This is a genomic window from Janthinobacterium aestuarii (assembly GCF_046113285.1).
Taxonomy (GTDB): Bacteria; Pseudomonadota; Gammaproteobacteria; order Burkholderiales; family Burkholderiaceae_D; genus Janthinobacterium.
Genome location: NZ_CP142524.1, coordinates 3861183 through 3876618, shown reverse-complemented (window position 1 = coordinate 3876618; position 15436 = coordinate 3861183). Strand labels below are relative to the sequence as shown.

Here is a 15436-nt window from a genome sequence, read left to right as displayed (position 1 = left end):
GTCAGACCCCAGAATTTTTCTAGTGGACTATTTACGCAAACATGGCACTTTTCATTGCTTGGCCCGCCACGTCGAACAATCCCCGCGCCTTTGGTGCCAAGCCCTGCATGTGTATCGACGCATGGATCATGCCGTCGAGCTGCACGCATTGCGCCGCCACGCCGTCGTCGCGCAAATACCGCGCATAGGCTTCGCCCTCGTCATGCAGCGGGTCGTACTCGCATACCAGCACCGTCGCCGGCGGCAAGTCCTTGAGCGACGTTGCCCGCAGGGGCGCCGCGTAGGCGTTCGCGCCGTCGGCCGGCTCGTTCAGGTAGGCCGACCAGCAAAAGCGCATGGCTTCCCGCGTCAGCGAGTGGCCCTCCGCATAGCGCTGGTAGGACGGCGTGTCGAAGGCAAAATCGAGCGCCGGGTACAGCAGCAGCTGATGCGCCAGCGCGGGACCGGCCTGGTCGCGCGCCATCAGGGCGGCGGCGGCCGCCAGGTTGCCGCCCGCGCTGTCGCCGCCCACGGCCAGCCGTTTCGCATCGATGCCCAGCGCCGCCGCATGTTCGGCGACCCAGCACAACGCGCGGTAAAAGTCGTTCAACGGCACGGGGAACTTGTGCTCGGGCGCCAGCCGGTAGTCGACGGAAACGATCACGCAGCCGGTGGCGTTGGCCAGCGCACGGCAGGGATTGTCGTACAGGTCCAGCGAGCACAGACACCATCCTCCGCCATGCGCAAAGACGATGGCCGGCAGGGGCTGGCTTGTGTCCGCGCCGGCGGGCACGTAGGCGCGCACGGTCAGCGCATGCTCGCCCGGCAGCACGTAATCCGTGATGGATGCGACGTCTTCCAGGGGGCCATGCAGCTGGCGCAACCCCGTTTCCGTGGCCGCGCGCAGGTCCGCCAGCGAGGCGGGCGGCGGCGCATCTTTTATCTCTTCCAGCCAGGCGGCAATCAGCGGATCGAGGCTCATGCTGATTTTTCTCCGGCCAGGAAGGGCAGCAGGTGGGCGATGAACGCTTCCGGCTGTTCTTCCATGATGAAGTGGCCGCATTCGGCAACGATGGCGCCTTTCAAATTGTCCGCCTTGCCCTGCATGGTCAGCAGCGGCGCGTCGTTGGTCGCATGGTCGGCGCCGATGGCCAGTACCGGCATGGTCAGGCTGCGTTTTGCCCGTTCCAGATTTTGACGGATGGTTTCGGGTATGGCGCGGTAGTAGGCGAAGCCGGCGCGCAAGGCGCCCGGCGTGGCATACGCGTCCGCATACACGTCGACGGCGACCTTGTCGCGGCGGTAGGACCAGCGGTCCAGGATGAAGCGGATGTATTCGCGTTCCTTGCCCGCCGTGAGCATCTCCGGCAAATCGAGCACCTGGTTGAACATGAAATGCCACAGGAAGATGTTGTCGGACGGCGCGACGAAAATCGGCGGCGCGGGCGCCAGACCGGGAATCACGGCTTCCGTCAGCGCCAGTTTCGTCACGGCCTGCGGGAAATCGCTGGCTAGCGCATAGCCGACCCACATGCCGATGTCGTGACCGACCACGTCGTATTGCGCGTGGCCCAGGGCCAGCATTGCGCGGTGCAGGGTGGTCGCCACGGCGCCCGTGTCATAGCCGCCGGCCGGGCGGTCCGAGTGGCCGCTGCCCGGTGGATCGATGGCGATGGCCTGGTAGCCGCTGGCGGCCAGCGCCGCCATCACGTGGCGCCACGCATACCAGGTTTGCGGCCAGCCGGGGATCAGCAGCACGGGTTTGCCGGTGCCGGGACCGGCGATGACGCAATGCAGGCGCTGGCCGTCGATGCGGACGTAGTCGTGAATGAAGTCGTTCATATGTTTCCTTGATTAGTGATGCTCGATGCCGAGCAGGGTATTGATCTGTTGTGCGCTGACGGGTGCGCCGGCGAAGTCGTCGAAGATCTTGTCTGTGACGGGAATGATGTGGGCATTGATGAAGGCCACGCCTTCGCGCGCGCCCACCTCCTGGTCCTTCAGGCAGCATTCCCATTCCAGCGTGGCCCAGCCCGCGTAATCGTTTTGCGCCATCTTCGAGAAGATGGCCTTGAAATCGACCTGGCCGTCGCCCAGCGAGCGGAAGCGCCCGGCGCGGTTTTCCCACGACTGGTAGCCGCCGTAAATGCCTTGCCGCCCCGTCGGATTGAATTCCGCATCCTTCACATGGAACATGCGGATATGGTCCTTGTAGATATCGATGAATTCCAGGTAGTTCAACTGCTGCAGCACGAAGTGGCTGGGGTCGAACAGCATCTTGCAGCGCGGGTGGCGGCCTACGCGCTCGTAAAACATCTCGAAGCTGATGCCGTCATGCAGGTCTTCGCTCGGGTGGATTTCGTAGCACAGGTTGACGCCCTGTTCCTCGCACACGTCGAGGATGGGCAGCCAGCGGCGTGCCAGTTCGTCGAAGGCCGCCTCGATCAGGCCGGGCGGGCGCTGCGGGAAAGGGAACAGGTAGGGCCAGGCGAACGAGCCGGAAAACGTGCCCATGTCGGTCAGGCCCAGGCGTTTCGACGCCATGGCCGCCAGTTTCACTTGCTCGATGGCCCACTCGGTGCGCGCCGCCGGCTGGCCGTGCAGGTGTGCCGGGGCGAAGCTGTCGCACAGCGCGTCATAGGCCGGGTGCACGGCCACCAGCTGGCCGAGGATGTGCGTCGTCAGTTCGCTGATGACGAGGCCATGGCCGGCCAGCATGGCAACGAGGTCGTCGCAGTATTGCTGGCTGTGCGCCGCTTGCGCCACGTCGAACAGGCGCGCATCCCAGGCGGGAATCTGCAGGGCCTTGAAGCCCATGCCGGCCGCCCACTCGGCGATGGCAGGCAGGGTGTTGAAGGGCGCCGTGTCGGCGGCGAATTGTGCCAGGTGCAGGCTTGGTCCTTGGATGGTTTTCATATCGGCTCCTATTGTTTGTCGATCGACAAAGAATAGGCGAAATTGTTGGCGCGGTCAAGCCCGTGATGCAAAATAAATGGCGAACGCGGCGCGGGCGCCAGGCGTTATACTGGCCGCCACTTCGCAAGCAGAGGATCAAGATGGCAGGAAGACCGAGGGAATTCGACCGCGCGCTGGCGCTGGCAAAAGCGCGCGACGCGTTCTGGACGCGCGGCTACGAGGGGGTGTCGATGGCCGACCTGGTGGCGGCGCTGGGCATCGCTTCGGCGCGCATCTACGCGGCGTTCGGCTCGAAGGAGCAGCTGTTCCGCGAAGCCGTGGAGCTGTATGAAACGGGAGAGGGCGCGTTTGCGGTGCACGCGCTGGCGGCCAGCCTGAACGTGCGCGATGCGGTGGCGCGCATGCTGGAAGAAGCCGTGCTGCTGTATACGCGCAGCGGCCAGCCGCAAGGCTGCATGGTGGTCACGGCCGCCACGAACACGAGCGCGGAAAACGCGGGCATCGCCGACTGGCTGGCGCAGCACCGCCGCGCGCGCACGCAAGCCGTCATCGAGCGCCTGCGCGCGGCGCAACTGGCAGGGGAATTAAAAGCGGAGGCGGACGTGCAGGCGCTGGGCGACTACTATGCGGCCTTGCTGCATGGCTTGTCGGTGCAGGCGCGCGACGGCATTCCGGCCGAACGGCTGCTGGCGCTGATCACGCCGGCGATGGCGCCATTGGCGCTGGAAATGCAAAAGCAGGCTATCTAAGCGCTAGTGACTGTGCTTAAGTCTTGACGTCGATCAGGCTGCCCAGTGCCTGGTCGGCCGCCTTGACGACGTTCGCCGACAGGTTGAAACCGGCCTTGTAGACGAGGTTATCGGTCAGTTCGGAAGCGAGGCCCACGCCGTTCGGCCGGCTTTCGGACGCCTTGGCCGCATTGGTATTGGCGCCGCTGACGCTTTCGCTGGCGGCCAGCTTGCGCCCCTCGACGGAGAGGGTGACGCCCGTGCCGGCCGGGCTGGCTTCCTGGAATTCGGCTTGCTGCGGCTGGAAGCCCGGCGTATTCGCATTGGCGATATTGTTGGCGGCCACATCCAGCGCGCGCTGGTTGGCGGTCAGCCCCGAGGTACCGGTGGTGAGGGCGGATATGGACATGGCGACTCCTTCAGAATACGCCCAGTTTACTCCCGTCAGCGGAAAAAGTGTGGTGGCGCAAGGCAACAATTTTTCCCGCAGGTGCTTGCCGCAAAAAATATGTGCGTCACGTAATTTTTTTATATTGTTCTGTGGCATTTCACTGCCTAGACTGGCAGGGAAGTCATCCACGGAGTCCGTCATTTTCCACCTGTTACGCCCCATTTTTCTGGGTTTGCTGCTCAGCCTGCCTTGCCTGCCCCTGAAAGCCCAGCTTGTTCCCTCCCAGCTACCGCTCGATGCGCGCCTGAACGAGCAAGTCATCATGGTGCCGGCCGGCGACGGCTTGCGCGAGACGCTGGAGACGACGGTGTTCCGTCCCCCCGGCTCCGGCCCGTTTCCCTTGCTGCTGATGAACCACGGCAAGCAGGCCGGCCCGGCCCGGCTGCAGCAGCGCGAGCGCTTCATCTATATGGCGACCGAGTTCGTGCGCCGCGGCTATGCCGTGATGCTGCCGATGCGCGCCGGCTTTGCGCGCTCCACGGGCGCCTACCGCGATTTCGGCTGCGACATGCTGGGCAACGCCCAGGGCCAGGCGCGCGACATGCTCGCCGCACTCGCGTATGCGCGCCGCCAGAGCTGGGTCGACCCGCAGCGCATCGTCGTCGCGGGGCAGTCGTACGGCGGCATGGCGGCGCTGGCGCTGGCCACCCGGATGGTGCCCGGCGTGCGCGGCGTGCTCAATTTTGCGGGCGGCTTGCGCGTCGACATGCCCGGCTGCGACTGGCAAGGGGCGCTGACCAAGACCTTCGCCACCCTGGGCGCCTACAACCACATTCCCAGCCTGTGGCTGTATGGCGCGAATGACGCGTACTTTTCGCCGGCGCTGGCGCGGCGGCTGTTCAATTCCTTTACCGGTTCAGGCGGCCGGGCGCAGCTGCTGGCCTATGGCCCGTTCAAGCGCGACGCCCACCTGACCCTGGGCAGCCGCGATGGGGTGGCCGTGTGGCTGCCCGCCACCGAGCGCTTCTTGCAGAAGATCGGCATGCCGGTGCGCCAGGTCTACCGCGTGGCCGATGCGCCGTCGCCGCCCGCCACGCATTTCGCGCCGCAGGACGATATCGCCGCCGTGCCCTACCTGGAAGAGCAGGGCCGCGCCGCGTACCGCGTCTTCCTGGAAAAAACCGCGCCACGCGCCTTTGCCTTGTCGGCCAGCGGCGCCTGGGGCTGGGCCGAGGAGGGCGAAAGCCCCGATGTGCGCGCGCTCGCTTCGTGCCAGCGCCGCAGCAGCCTGCCATGCCAGCTGTATTCGGTCGATGAAAGCGTTGTTTGGCCCGTCGCCGGCGCCAGCGCGAGCGCCGCCGGCGGCGCGCAATAGGCTGCCGCGCACGATAGTTGTCGCCGAAACGGGGGATGGGCGAATATACTAGGGGAAAAGGGAGGCGTTGCGCTTCCCGTCCGCCCTTATCATCAGCGAGAATTCACCCTTATGGCGTCATCCCCAGAAAACCTCAGCATGGCCGTGTTTTGCGACTTCGAGAACGTCGCGCTCGGCGTGCGAGATGCAAATTACGAAAAATTCGATATCAAGCCCATCCTCGAACGCTTGCTGCTCAAGGGCAGTATTGTTGTCAAGAAGGCATATTGCGACTGGGACCGTTATAAAAGTTTCAAGGGAACCATGCATGAGGCGAACTTCGAACTGATCGAAATTCCCCACGTGCGCCAGTCCGGCAAGAATTCGGCCGACATCCGCCTCGTCGTCGATGCGCTGGACCTGTGCTACACCAAGGCCCACGTGAACACCTTCGTCATCATCAGCGGCGATTCCGACTTTTCGCCGCTGGTGTCGAAACTGCGCGAAAACGCCAAGCAGGTGATCGGCGTGGGCGTCAAGCAGTCGACCTCCGACCTGCTGGTGGCCAACTGCGACGAATTCATTTTCTACGATGACCTGGTGCGCGAGAGCCGCCGCACGGCCGCCAAGCGCGACGCGCGCGAAACTCCGGCGGCCAAGCGCTCGCCCGACGAGGAAGTGCGCCGCAAGGAAAAATACGAGTCGCGCAAGACGGAAGCGATCGAAATGGCCGTCGCCACCTTCGACGCGCTGGTCTCGGAGCGCGGCGACAGCGGCAAGATCTGGGCCTCGATGCTGAAGGAAGCGATCAAGCGCCGCAAGCCGGACTTCAGCGAATCGTATTACGGTTTCCGCACCTTCGGCAACCTGCTGGAAGAAGCGCAGACGCGCGGCTTGCTGGAGTTCGGCCGCGACGAGAAATCGGGCGCCTATGTCTACCGCAGCAGCGGCCTGGTGCCTGTCGCTGCGCCCGTGAACGGGGAAGTCGCCAGTGACGTCATCGCCAGCGGCGAAGCCGGCGCGACGGCGGAAGAGGGCAATCACCGCGATGGCGGCAGCCGCCGCGATTCGCGCCGCAATGGCCGTGGCGGCCGCAAGCAGAACGAGCAGCGCCGCGGCGAGTCCGCGCCACAGGCTTTTGTGCCGGTGGCCGACGTGGAAACGGCCGTCGAGCAGTATGCGCCGGCGCCGCAGCCGGAGATCGTGCATGAAGTGGCCGAAGCCACCGTCGAGGTCGTAGCGGAAGAGGGCAACGCCAAGCGCGGTTCGCGCCGCAATGGCCGTGGCGGCCGCAAGAACGGCGATGGCGGTCGTGAAGCGCGCGTCGAGGCCGTCGAGGTGGCGGTGGCGGAAGCCATGCCTGCGCCCGTGCCTGAACCTGTAGCCGAAGCGATCGTGGAAGCGGCCGCCGAAGCGAAGCCGAAGGCCAAGCCGCGCACGCCGGCACGCAAGACGGCAGGGGCGAAGAAGCCGGCCAAAAAGGCGGCTGAAGCCGTGGCGGAAGCGGCGCCGGTGATTGCGGCGGCGCCGGTGGAAGCGGCCGTCGTGGCCGAAGACAAGCCGGCCAAGGCGCCGCGCAAGACGCCGGCGCGCCGTCCCGCGCGCAAGAAGGCGGAAGTTGCTTGATTGACACCCGCAACGTAAGGCTGGGGTCAGACCCGACGGGTCTGACCCCGGGTGTCTGTTGCGTCTTAGCAAAGCGGTGTTAAGCATGTACCACGGTGAACGGTTCAACAGCATTTCCCATACGGTGGGCGCCGCGCTGGCGGCCATCGGCGGCGTCATCCTGATCGTCGCGGCGGCCCGCACGGGCGACCCCTGGAAAATCGTCAGCTGCAGCGTGTATGCGGCCATGCTGCTTACCCTGTACCTCACTTCCACCCTGTATCACAGCGTGCGCGGCAAGGCCAAGGCCGTGCTGCAGCGGCTCGACCATTGCGCCATCTACCTGCTCATCGCGGGCACCTACACGCCCTTCATGCTGGTGACCCTGCGCGGTCCCTGGGGCTGGTCGCTGTTCGGCGTCGTCTGGGGCCTGGCGCTGTTTGGCATCGTGCAGGAATATGTGTACGCGAAAGGCGCGCGCATCCTGTCGCTGGTGATTTACGTGGCCATGGGCTGGCTGATCGTCATCGGCATCAAGCCGCTGCTGGCGGCGCTCGAGTGGAACGGTTTCCTGTGGCTGGTGGCGGGCGGGCTGTGCTACACGGGCGGTATCGTCTTCTATGCCACCGATCACAAGCTGCGCCATGGCCACGGCATCTGGCATCTGTTCGTGCTGGCCGGCAGCAGTTGCCACTTTATCGCCATTTTGTTCTACGTTGCCTGACGTAGCGCGCAGCCGGGCCACCCTCGCTGACTATTGCCTGTAATCCATTATAATGCCCTGATCTGTGAAACAAGGGCAAGAATGGACATCAACTCGGACGACCTGAAAATCTTCGTCACCGTCATCGACAGCGGCACCCTGAGCGCGGCCGCCGTGCACCTGGGACAAACCACCTCCGGCGTCAGCCGGGCGCTGTCGCGCCTGGAAGACAAGCTGGCCACCTCGCTGCTGACGCGCACCACGCGGCGCATGGAGCTGACGGAAGAAGGGCAGCTGTTCCTCGACAAGGCGCGCGCCATCCTCGCTTCGATGGAAGACGTGGAAGAGTCGATCCGCATCCGCCGCCAGAAGCCGGCCGGGCGGCTGTCCGTCGATGCCGCTTCGCCCTTCATGCTCCACTGCGTGGTGCCCCACGTGGCCGAATTTCGCGCCATGTATCCGGAGATCCGCCTGGAGCTGACCAGCAACGACCAGATCGCCGACCTGCTCGAGCACCGCACCGATATCGCCATCCGCATCGGCGCCCTGGTCGACTCGACCCTGCATGCGCGCGCCCTGACTGCCAGCCCGCTGCACGTGCTGGCCACGCCCGCCTATCTGGCGCGCCACGGCGAACCGGCCACGCCGGAAGCGCTGGCCGGCCATGCGCTGCTGGGCTTTGCCCAGTACGACCTGGGCAACAACTGGCCGCTGCGCCACGCAGCGGGCAACAGCCTGCAGATCGTGCCCGCGCTGGCCGCCTCCAGCGGCGAAACCCTGCGCCAGCTGGCCCTGCACGACCAGGGCATCGTCTGCCTGTCCGACTTCATGACGAAGGACGATATCGCCGCCGGCCGCCTGGTGAAAGTGCTGCAGCCGTTCTACACGGGCTACCGCCAGCAGATCCATGCCGTCTACTACCGCAACACGCAGCTGGCGCAGCGCATCAGCTGCTTTCTCGAATTCCTGCAGCACAAGCTGTAGGCCGGGCATGAAGGAGAAGGGCATGCAGTGTCCCACCTGCGGCGAATACGGCGACCTGATCCTTGCGAAAGTCAGAAAGACGGGGCAGGAGGTGGTCGCTTGCACCGAATGCGACAACCTGTGGGCCGAGCCGGGCAGCGCGCCCGACATCGACGCCAGCGAGGGCGTGGCGGAGTTTCTGGCGGCAGCCGGTCTCGCTGACGACCGGGAGGAACTGGCGCTGCTCGCCAGGCTGCCGGCCGGCTAGCCTGCGCGCACGCGCGTCAGGCCGCAGCGTTCGCTTCCTTCGTTTCGGCCCGCAGCAGCAGTTCCACCTCGTGCGCAGGCAGCGGGTGACTGAAGTAATAGCCTTGCGCCTCATCGCAGCCATGGCGGCGCAGGTAATCGAGCTGCTCGGCCGTTTCCACGCCTTCGGCCACCACGCGCAGTTTCAGATTGTGCGCCAGGGCGATGATGGAGACGACGATGGCTGCGTCGTCGGCGTCGCGCGCCACGTCGCCGACGAAACTGCGGTCGATCTTCAGCACGTCGATGGGGAAGGTGCGCAGGTAGGCGAAGCTGGAATAGCCGGTGCCGAAGTCGTCGATCGACAGCTGCACTCCCAGTGCCTTCATGTCGTGCAGCTGGCTGACGGCCAGCGCCACATCGTGCATGAACAGGCTTTCCGTCAGTTCCAGTTCCAGGCAGGCGGGCGGCAGGCCCGTTTCCAGCAGCACTGCGGCGATCGAGGCGACCAGGTTCGGCTCGTTGAACTGGCGCGCCGACAGGTTTACGGCCAGGCGCAGCGGGTCCAGCCCCGCCGCATGCCAGCGTTTCACCTGCGCGCACGCCTCGCGCATGACCCAGGCGCCGATCGGCACGATCAGGCCCGTATCTTCCGCCAGCGCGATGAAGCGCTGCGGCGCCACCATGCCCAGGTCCGGATGCTGCCAGCGCAGCAGCGCTTCCACGCCGACGATGCGCCCGCTGGCCAGGTCCAGCTGCGGCTGGTAATGCAGCACGAATTGCTCGCGCTCCAGGGCGTTGCGCAGCGCCGTCTCGATGCGCAGGCGCTCCAGGGTGGCCTGGTTCATGGCCGTCGTGTAGAACTTGATGTTGTTGCGGCCCTGTTTCTTGGCGCAGTACATGGCGATGTCGGCCTGCTCGATCAGGTTCTGCGTCTCGCCATTCAGGGTCACGTCGCCGGGAGCGTCGTAGCGCGACATGTCGTAGACGGCTACGCCGATGCTGCAGGTGACGAAGAATTCCTTGCCATCCAGCAATACCGGCTGGGCCACGGCATCCATCACGCGCTGCACGATGGCGGCGCTGAGCGCTTCGTCGGCCTGTTCGCACAGGATGGCGACGAATTCATCGCCCGACAGGCGCGCCACCGTATCGGTTTCCCGCAGGCTGGCCTGCAGGCGCGTGGCGATGGTTTTCAGCAGCAGGTCGCCGGCCTTGTGACCGAGGCTGTCGTTGACGAACTTGAAGCGGTCGAGGTCGATCAACAGCACCCACAGCGCGCGGTTCTTGCGGCGCGACAGGGCCATCGCTTGCGCCAGGCGGTCGCGCAGCAGGGCGCGGTTGGGCAAGCCCGTCAGCACGTCGTGGTGGGCGATGTGCTGGATTTGCTGCTCGGCCAGCTTGCGTTCCGTGATTTCGGAACCCGTGCCCCGGTAGCCGCGAAATTCGCCGAACTCGTTGAACAGCGGTTCGCCATTGACGCTGAACCAGCGCAGCTGGCCATTGCGGTCGTGCATCGCATATTCGAGGTTGGAAAAGGGCAGGTGGGCTTCCAGATTGGCGATATGCTGCTTGCCCCAGCGCGAATTGCGCATCTCCGGGTTGTTGTCCCAGCGCGTCATGCCGATGAAGCGTTCCAGCGGCATGTTCGACTTGTCCGTGAAGCCGCTGGTGATGTGGGTGAAGCAGAAGTTGGCGTCCTGCTCCCAGTACCAGTCCGAGGACAAGGCCAGCAGGCGGCGGAAGCGCTTTTCGCTTTCCTGCAGGGCGCGCTCCGTGCGCTGGCGCGCGCGCACGTCGGCGCTGAGCAGCTCGTTGCTGCGCTTGAGGTCGGCAGTGCGCTGCTCCACCAGCAGCTGCACGCGGCGCGAGCGCTGCGTCAGCGATTGCACGAAGGCGGCCGTCAGCAAGCTGAACAGCAAGCCCATGATCACGGTGAACAGCGAGCCCAGGTGGTCGGCCAGGAAGGGCCGCGGATGGGCCACCACGCGCACGTGCCAGGGCCGGCCGGCGGAAAAAAAGGCACGGTCATAATGGCTGTGGTAAGCAAAGTGCAGCCAGCGCGGCAGCACCTCCCAGGTGACGCCCGCTTCGTCGGCGGGCGCCTGGCCGTGCCGGAAGATCAACTGGCGCGGGTCGGCGCCGGCGTCGGCATAGACGCTCAGTTCAAGCTGCGGGTCGCCCAGCAGGTCGGCACCGGCGAGGATTTTCTGCACCAGTTCTCCGGCGCGCACGATGGCCGCCGTATCGCCGATCAGCGCCGCGCGCCGCTGCTGCACCGTTTGCAGGGGCACGCCGTGGCGGTACACGGGCCGTACGATGACGAAGCCCTGCTGCGGTCCCTGCGCCAGGGTCAGCAGGCCTGTGGCGGTGGTCTGGCCGCTGATGATCGATTGTTCCAGCGCGCGCGCCAGCATGCCGCTCGGGCTGACGTTCAGGCCGAAGGCGGGGCGGTTGCCCTGCAAGGGTTCGAGATAGTCGACCACCATGTAGCTGGCCCGCGTCGTCGCGGGCACGATGACGCCGTCGCGCATTTCCATCATGGCGTAGTCGGGCACGATGCGCCGCAGCTCGGCTTCGAATGCCGCGCGCTGCGCATGCGGCACGATGCGGTGGAAATTGAAGGCCTGGATGAACGGGTGGCGCTGCAGCAGCGGCGTGGTGAAGTCGTGGAACTGTTCGCGCGTGACGGGCACGACGGCGGCAAACAGCTGGTTCGTCGTGGTCAGCACCTCGACCGCGTCGTCGAGTCCCTGCTCGATGGCGGCCACCCTGGCGCCGGCGCGTTGCTGCAGGCTCAGGCTCATCTTGTCGTATTCGAGCTGGCTGATGGCGGCGAACAGCACGGCCGTCACGCTGACGCCGCAGGCGAAGGTCAGCGCGGCCGCGGCGGAAATCGACAATGGCAGGCGGCCACGCAGCATGGTTTTTCCTATCTCACTTCATGGACACAATTGCTCGGCAGCACCTGCCGGCCCGCGCAGGCCGTAGTTTGTCATAAACCACATCCATCATGCGAATTTTGTACCAGATCGCTGCTAATAAGCAACAATATAGATGGCCATGGCGGACGACTATCAGTTGTCGCGTGCGCCTGATTGCCGGCGCAAACGCCACAGTTGCCATGCCGGCAGCAGCCGGTTCAGGAACGCCAGGCCGCATACCCGGCGCCAGCGCACCAGGCGCACGACGCGCACGGCGCGGCCGTCGGCGCCTTGGCCTTGCTCAGGCTTGGCGGCGAAGATGATGCGGTTGTTGCCGGCGATGCCGTCGAAGTGACAGACGGCGCCGCGGAAGGTGAGCATCAGGCGCGCCAGCATGGCGGGATAGTGCTCGTCATAACTGAACAGGTTGGCCGCCAGCACGCCGCCGGGCAGCAGGGCGCGCAGGCAGTCCGCATAGAAGCGCGCGCTGCCGAGGGCGGGCGGCAAGCCCGTTTCGTCGTAGCCGTCGAGCAGCAGCACGTCGGCGCAGCCCGGATGCTGGCGGATATAGCTGACGGCATCCGTCTCGATGATGCGCAGGCGCGCGTCGTCGGGCGGCAGCATGAATTGCTCGCGCAGGGCGATCACGTCGGCGCGCAATTCCAGCACGGTGATGCGCGTGTCAGGCAGGTGGCGGTGGCAGAATTTCAGCAGCGAACCGCCGCCCAGGCCCACCATCAGGATGTGCCGCGGGCGCGGCACGAACAGGGTAAAGCACATCATGGCGCGCGCATAGCGCAGCAGCAGATGGTCGGGGCGCGACAGCAGCATTTCGCTCTGGATCATGCCGGGCTGGAATTCCAGGCGGCGCCGGTCGCCACAGGTATGCACCTGCGGGGCAAGTGGGGTGGTGCTTCTGTGTTCCGGCATGGGACGACTTCGCTGAGTGGACTGGGGAAGATGCTTTGTTGCATTCAGAGAAATCTGATAAGCTCCCGTGAGCATACCCGATTAATCCGCGCCGAGCATGCGTATATGCAGATATACGGCGCGCGGCGGCACGGCCGCGCAGTCGGGCACCATGGAGACAAGCATGTTTTTGGATCACCCCATCATTACGGCGACGAACAGTTTTACGGAGCCTGACCGCATCGAGCGGCTGACGCGCGTGTACGGCTACGCGGCGGCGCTGGCGGACCAGGCCGGCAATGTCGGCTTCATTGAAAAAGTGGCGCAGATCCACGACCACAAGGGCACCCTCATCGTGTTCTGGCACGAAGCGCCCAGCGACGTGGAAAAGCAGTATTTCGTGCAGGCGTGGGCCAGCAAGATCGGCGACGGCAGCACCAATGTCGAACACGAAATCTGACACAGCGTGCCGCGGCGGCGCGGCGATGGCGTAGCCCATGGATATCAAGACCCTGGTACTGGCCCTGGCGCTCGGCAACCTGAGCCTGTGCGCGGCCCTGTTTTTCTTCGAATACGAGCGCAAAAAGTCGCTCAGCATGTCCACCTGGGCGGTGGCCAAGCAATGCCAGGCCATCGCCTGGTGCCTGCTGTATTTCCGCGGCGTGCTGCCCGATTTCCTCTCCATCCTGCTCGGCAACAGCCTGCTGTTTGCCGGCATGGCGCTCGATGCGGGCGCGCTGTGGCAGGCGGCCGGGCGCGGCGGCTGGCGACGTTATGTCTTGCCGGCGCTGGGCCTGTCGGTGGCCCTGTTTGCCGCCTGCTACCTGTTCGACGTGGCGCCGCTGCTGCGCAGCGCCGGCGGCTCGCTCATCGTGGCCGGCTTTTTCCTCGCCGGCGTGGCCGCCCTGTGCCTGAAATGGCGCGAGGCGAGCATGCTGCGCCGCTTCCTCGTCGTCAGCATGGGCGTGCTGTCCTTGCTGATCGCCGCGCGCGGCGTGCTTGCCGCCACCGTTCCCGGTTTCGATGCGGAGCTGATGCAGCTGGCCGGATTCGGCGCCCTGTACCTGATGATGCTGACGAACGCCTTCGGCTATCTGCTGCTGTCGCGTGAAAAACTGGGCGGCGAGCTGGCGCGCCTGGAAGTGCTCGACGCGGCCACGGGCGTGCCGAACCGGCGCGGCTTTTACCAGGCGCTGGCGCCGTGGATGGCGCTGGCGCGCCGGCCCGGCTTGCCGACGGCGCTGGTGGTGCTCAATATCGACCATTTTAAAAGAGTCAACGACAGCTATGGCCATCCGGTCGGCGACGCGGTGCTCAAAACCATCGTCGACACCTGCCGCCAGCAGCTGCGCGACAGCGACCTGATGGGCCGCCTGGGCGGCGCCGAATTCGCCATCCAGCTGCCGCGCACGACCCTGGCCGATGCGCTGATGGTGGCCGAACGCATCCGCGCCGCCGTCGAAGCGCTGCCCGTCAAGACGGAGCGTGCCGTGCTGCAGCTGACGGCCAGCCTGGGCGTGACCACCATCCGCGCCGAAGACAGCACCGTCAGCCTGTTCAAGCGGGCCGATGAGGCGCTGCAGGCGGCCAAGCAGGCGGGCCGCAACAGGGTGGTGGAGGCGCAGGGCGCCAGCACCCTCGATATCTAAGGCTCTGTTCCCGCTAAGTAGGGGAAGTTCAGGAATCTTTCCCAGCCCCGGCTGTCTGACTGTACATATCAGACAAACGGGAGCCATCCATGCAGCCAGCCGAATGGAAAACCTTCATCGCCCAGTTCGCCGCACTGAGCCGTCGCCAGCGTTTGGCGAGCACTGCTCTGCTGCGCGGGGCAGGATCGCAGAACGCCGCCGTGGCACTGGTCGAAAGCGTAGCCGGGCAGCGGTTGCACTGTCCCGCCTGCAACAGCCGCCATGCGCACCGGCACGGTCATGCGCATGGACTGCAGCGCTACCGTTGCGTGCCATGCGGACGCACCTTCAATGCGCTCACCGGCACGCCGCTGGCCCGCTTGCGCCACAAGACCTTGTGGCTCGACTACGCCGACTGCCTGCTCGCATCGGCTTCCGTGCGCAAGGCAGCAAGCCAGCTGGGCGTGCACCGCAACACCGCCTTTCGCTGGCGCCACCGGTTTTTAAGCCTGGCCAAGACGGACCGGCCCCATTGCCTGCATGGCATCGCCGAAGCGGACGAGCTGTATGTGCTGGAGTCAGAAAAGGGCGCGCGGCATCTGACGCGTCCGGCGCGCCGCCGTGGCGGCCATGCCCACAAGCGCGGCATTTCTAGTGAACAAGTCTGCATCCTGGTGGCGCGCGACCGCACGGGACAAACCCGCGATTTCGTCACGGGAAAAGGGGCGCTGACCAAGGCGCAGCTGCATGCCTGCCTGCCGCCCGTGATCGACAAGGACATCTTGCTGATGACCGACGGCCACGCTGCCTATCGCGCCTTCGCGCGTGAAGCGGGCATCAGTCACCAGGCCGTCAATGTGCGTGCCGGCATCCGCGTGCAGGGCGCTGCCCACGTGCAGAACGTCAACGCGTATCACAGCCGCTTGCGCGGCTGGCTGCGCATCTTCCATGGCGTGGCCAGCCGTTATCTGCCGAATTACCTGGGGTGGCGCTGGATACTGGACGCCGGGCGCATCCGCTCCCCAGAAACATTATTGAAGGCAACACTGGGCGAGTTCCCACATTTGACGGTGACATAGCCATATCTAAA

At 65.5% G+C, this 15436-nt stretch carries 15 protein-coding genes; 9 read left to right on the top strand and 6 right to left on the bottom strand.

Annotated elements, in window-relative coordinates; translation table 11 throughout:
- Nucleotides 1-31: 31 nt before the first annotated feature.
- From OX462_RS17280 to OX462_RS17270, 3 genes are read right to left on the bottom strand one after another with little or no spacing between them, the layout of a single operon-like run.
- Complete coding sequence (locus OX462_RS17280; protein WP_070218211.1) at nucleotides 32-961, bottom strand: LipP1 family hormone-sensitive lipase; 930 nt, start codon at nucleotides 959-961, stop codon at nucleotides 32-34.
- Nucleotides 958-1821 carry an alpha/beta fold hydrolase gene (locus OX462_RS17275; RefSeq protein ID WP_409026642.1) on the bottom strand — a complete coding sequence of 288 codons (864 nt, stop codon included), beginning with the start codon at nucleotides 1819-1821 and terminating at the stop codon, nucleotides 958-960. The genes OX462_RS17280 and OX462_RS17275 overlap by 4 nt, the downstream gene beginning before the upstream one ends.
- A 12-nt stretch (nucleotides 1822-1833) precedes the next feature.
- Nucleotides 1834-2895 carry a sugar phosphate isomerase/epimerase family protein gene (locus OX462_RS17270; RefSeq protein ID WP_409026641.1) on the bottom strand — a complete coding sequence of 354 codons (1062 nt, stop codon included), beginning with the start codon at nucleotides 2893-2895 and terminating at the stop codon, nucleotides 1834-1836.
- A 140-nt stretch (nucleotides 2896-3035) separates the two neighbouring features.
- Here OX462_RS17270 and OX462_RS17265 point away from each other — a divergent pair, with 140 nt between their 5' ends.
- Nucleotides 3036-3644 carry a TetR/AcrR family transcriptional regulator gene (locus OX462_RS17265; RefSeq protein ID WP_230505404.1) on the top strand — a complete coding sequence of 203 codons (609 nt, stop codon included), beginning with the start codon at nucleotides 3036-3038 and terminating at the stop codon, nucleotides 3642-3644.
- A 16-nt stretch (nucleotides 3645-3660) separates the two neighbouring features.
- Here OX462_RS17265 and OX462_RS17260 read toward each other — a convergent pair whose 3' ends face one another.
- Nucleotides 3661-4032, bottom strand: coding sequence for a flagellar basal body protein (locus OX462_RS17260; RefSeq protein WP_409026640.1), 372 nt, complete (start codon nucleotides 4030-4032; stop codon nucleotides 3661-3663).
- Nucleotides 4033-4246: 214 nt separating this feature from the next.
- On the opposite strand from OX462_RS17260, the gene OX462_RS17255 reads away from it, so the two are divergent.
- The 5 genes from OX462_RS17255 (at nucleotide 4247) to OX462_RS17235 (ending at nucleotide 8907) form a co-directional block, all read left to right on the top strand.
- Entirely contained in the window at nucleotides 4247-5389 is a 1143-nt protein-coding gene (locus OX462_RS17255) for a dienelactone hydrolase family protein (protein WP_070289849.1), read from the top strand.
- Between the two features lie 111 nt (nucleotides 5390-5500).
- Nucleotides 5501-6994, top strand: coding sequence for an NYN domain-containing protein (locus OX462_RS17250; protein WP_409026639.1), 1494 nt, complete (start codon nucleotides 5501-5503; stop codon nucleotides 6992-6994).
- Between the two features lie 85 nt (nucleotides 6995-7079).
- Complete coding sequence (gene trhA, locus OX462_RS17245; protein WP_230505407.1) at nucleotides 7080-7697, top strand: PAQR family membrane homeostasis protein TrhA; 618 nt, start codon at nucleotides 7080-7082, stop codon at nucleotides 7695-7697.
- 81 nt (nucleotides 7698-7778) lie between these two features.
- On the top strand, nucleotides 7779-8660 hold the full coding sequence (locus OX462_RS17240; protein WP_070222987.1) for a LysR family transcriptional regulator: 882 nt from the start codon (nucleotides 7779-7781) through the stop codon (nucleotides 8658-8660).
- A 22-nt stretch (nucleotides 8661-8682) separates the two neighbouring features.
- A complete protein-coding gene (locus OX462_RS17235; RefSeq protein WP_409026638.1) occupies nucleotides 8683-8907 on the top strand; it encodes a hypothetical protein in 225 nt (74 codons plus the stop codon).
- 16 nt (nucleotides 8908-8923) lie between these two features.
- On the opposite strand, the gene OX462_RS17230 is transcribed toward OX462_RS17235, so the two are convergent.
- Both OX462_RS17230 and OX462_RS17225 read right to left on the bottom strand, forming a co-directional pair.
- Nucleotides 8924-11809: a bifunctional diguanylate cyclase/phosphodiesterase gene (locus OX462_RS17230; RefSeq protein WP_409026637.1), complete on the bottom strand. Its 2886-nt coding sequence runs from the start codon at nucleotides 11807-11809 to the stop codon at nucleotides 8924-8926.
- A 153-nt stretch (nucleotides 11810-11962) separates the two neighbouring features.
- Nucleotides 11963-12739, bottom strand: a complete 777-nt coding sequence (locus OX462_RS17225; protein ID WP_070222982.1) for a spermine/spermidine synthase domain-containing protein — start codon at nucleotides 12737-12739, stop codon at nucleotides 11963-11965.
- Between the two features lie 163 nt (nucleotides 12740-12902).
- Between OX462_RS17225 and OX462_RS17220 the strand changes: the two genes are divergently transcribed.
- From OX462_RS17220 to OX462_RS17210, 3 genes are all read left to right on the top strand, one after another.
- On the top strand, nucleotides 12903-13178 hold the full coding sequence (locus OX462_RS17220; protein ID WP_070222980.1) for a hypothetical protein: 276 nt from the start codon (nucleotides 12903-12905) through the stop codon (nucleotides 13176-13178).
- Between the two features lie 37 nt (nucleotides 13179-13215).
- Complete coding sequence (locus tag OX462_RS17215; protein WP_070222978.1) at nucleotides 13216-14367, top strand: GGDEF domain-containing protein; 1152 nt, start codon at nucleotides 13216-13218, stop codon at nucleotides 14365-14367.
- An 89-nt stretch (nucleotides 14368-14456) separates the two neighbouring features.
- The gene (locus OX462_RS17210) at nucleotides 14457-15425 is read left to right on the top strand and encodes an IS1595 family transposase (protein ID WP_409026636.1); all 969 of its coding nucleotides are present in this window, start codon (nucleotides 14457-14459) and stop codon (nucleotides 15423-15425) included.
- Nucleotides 15426-15436: the final 11 nt, after the last annotated feature.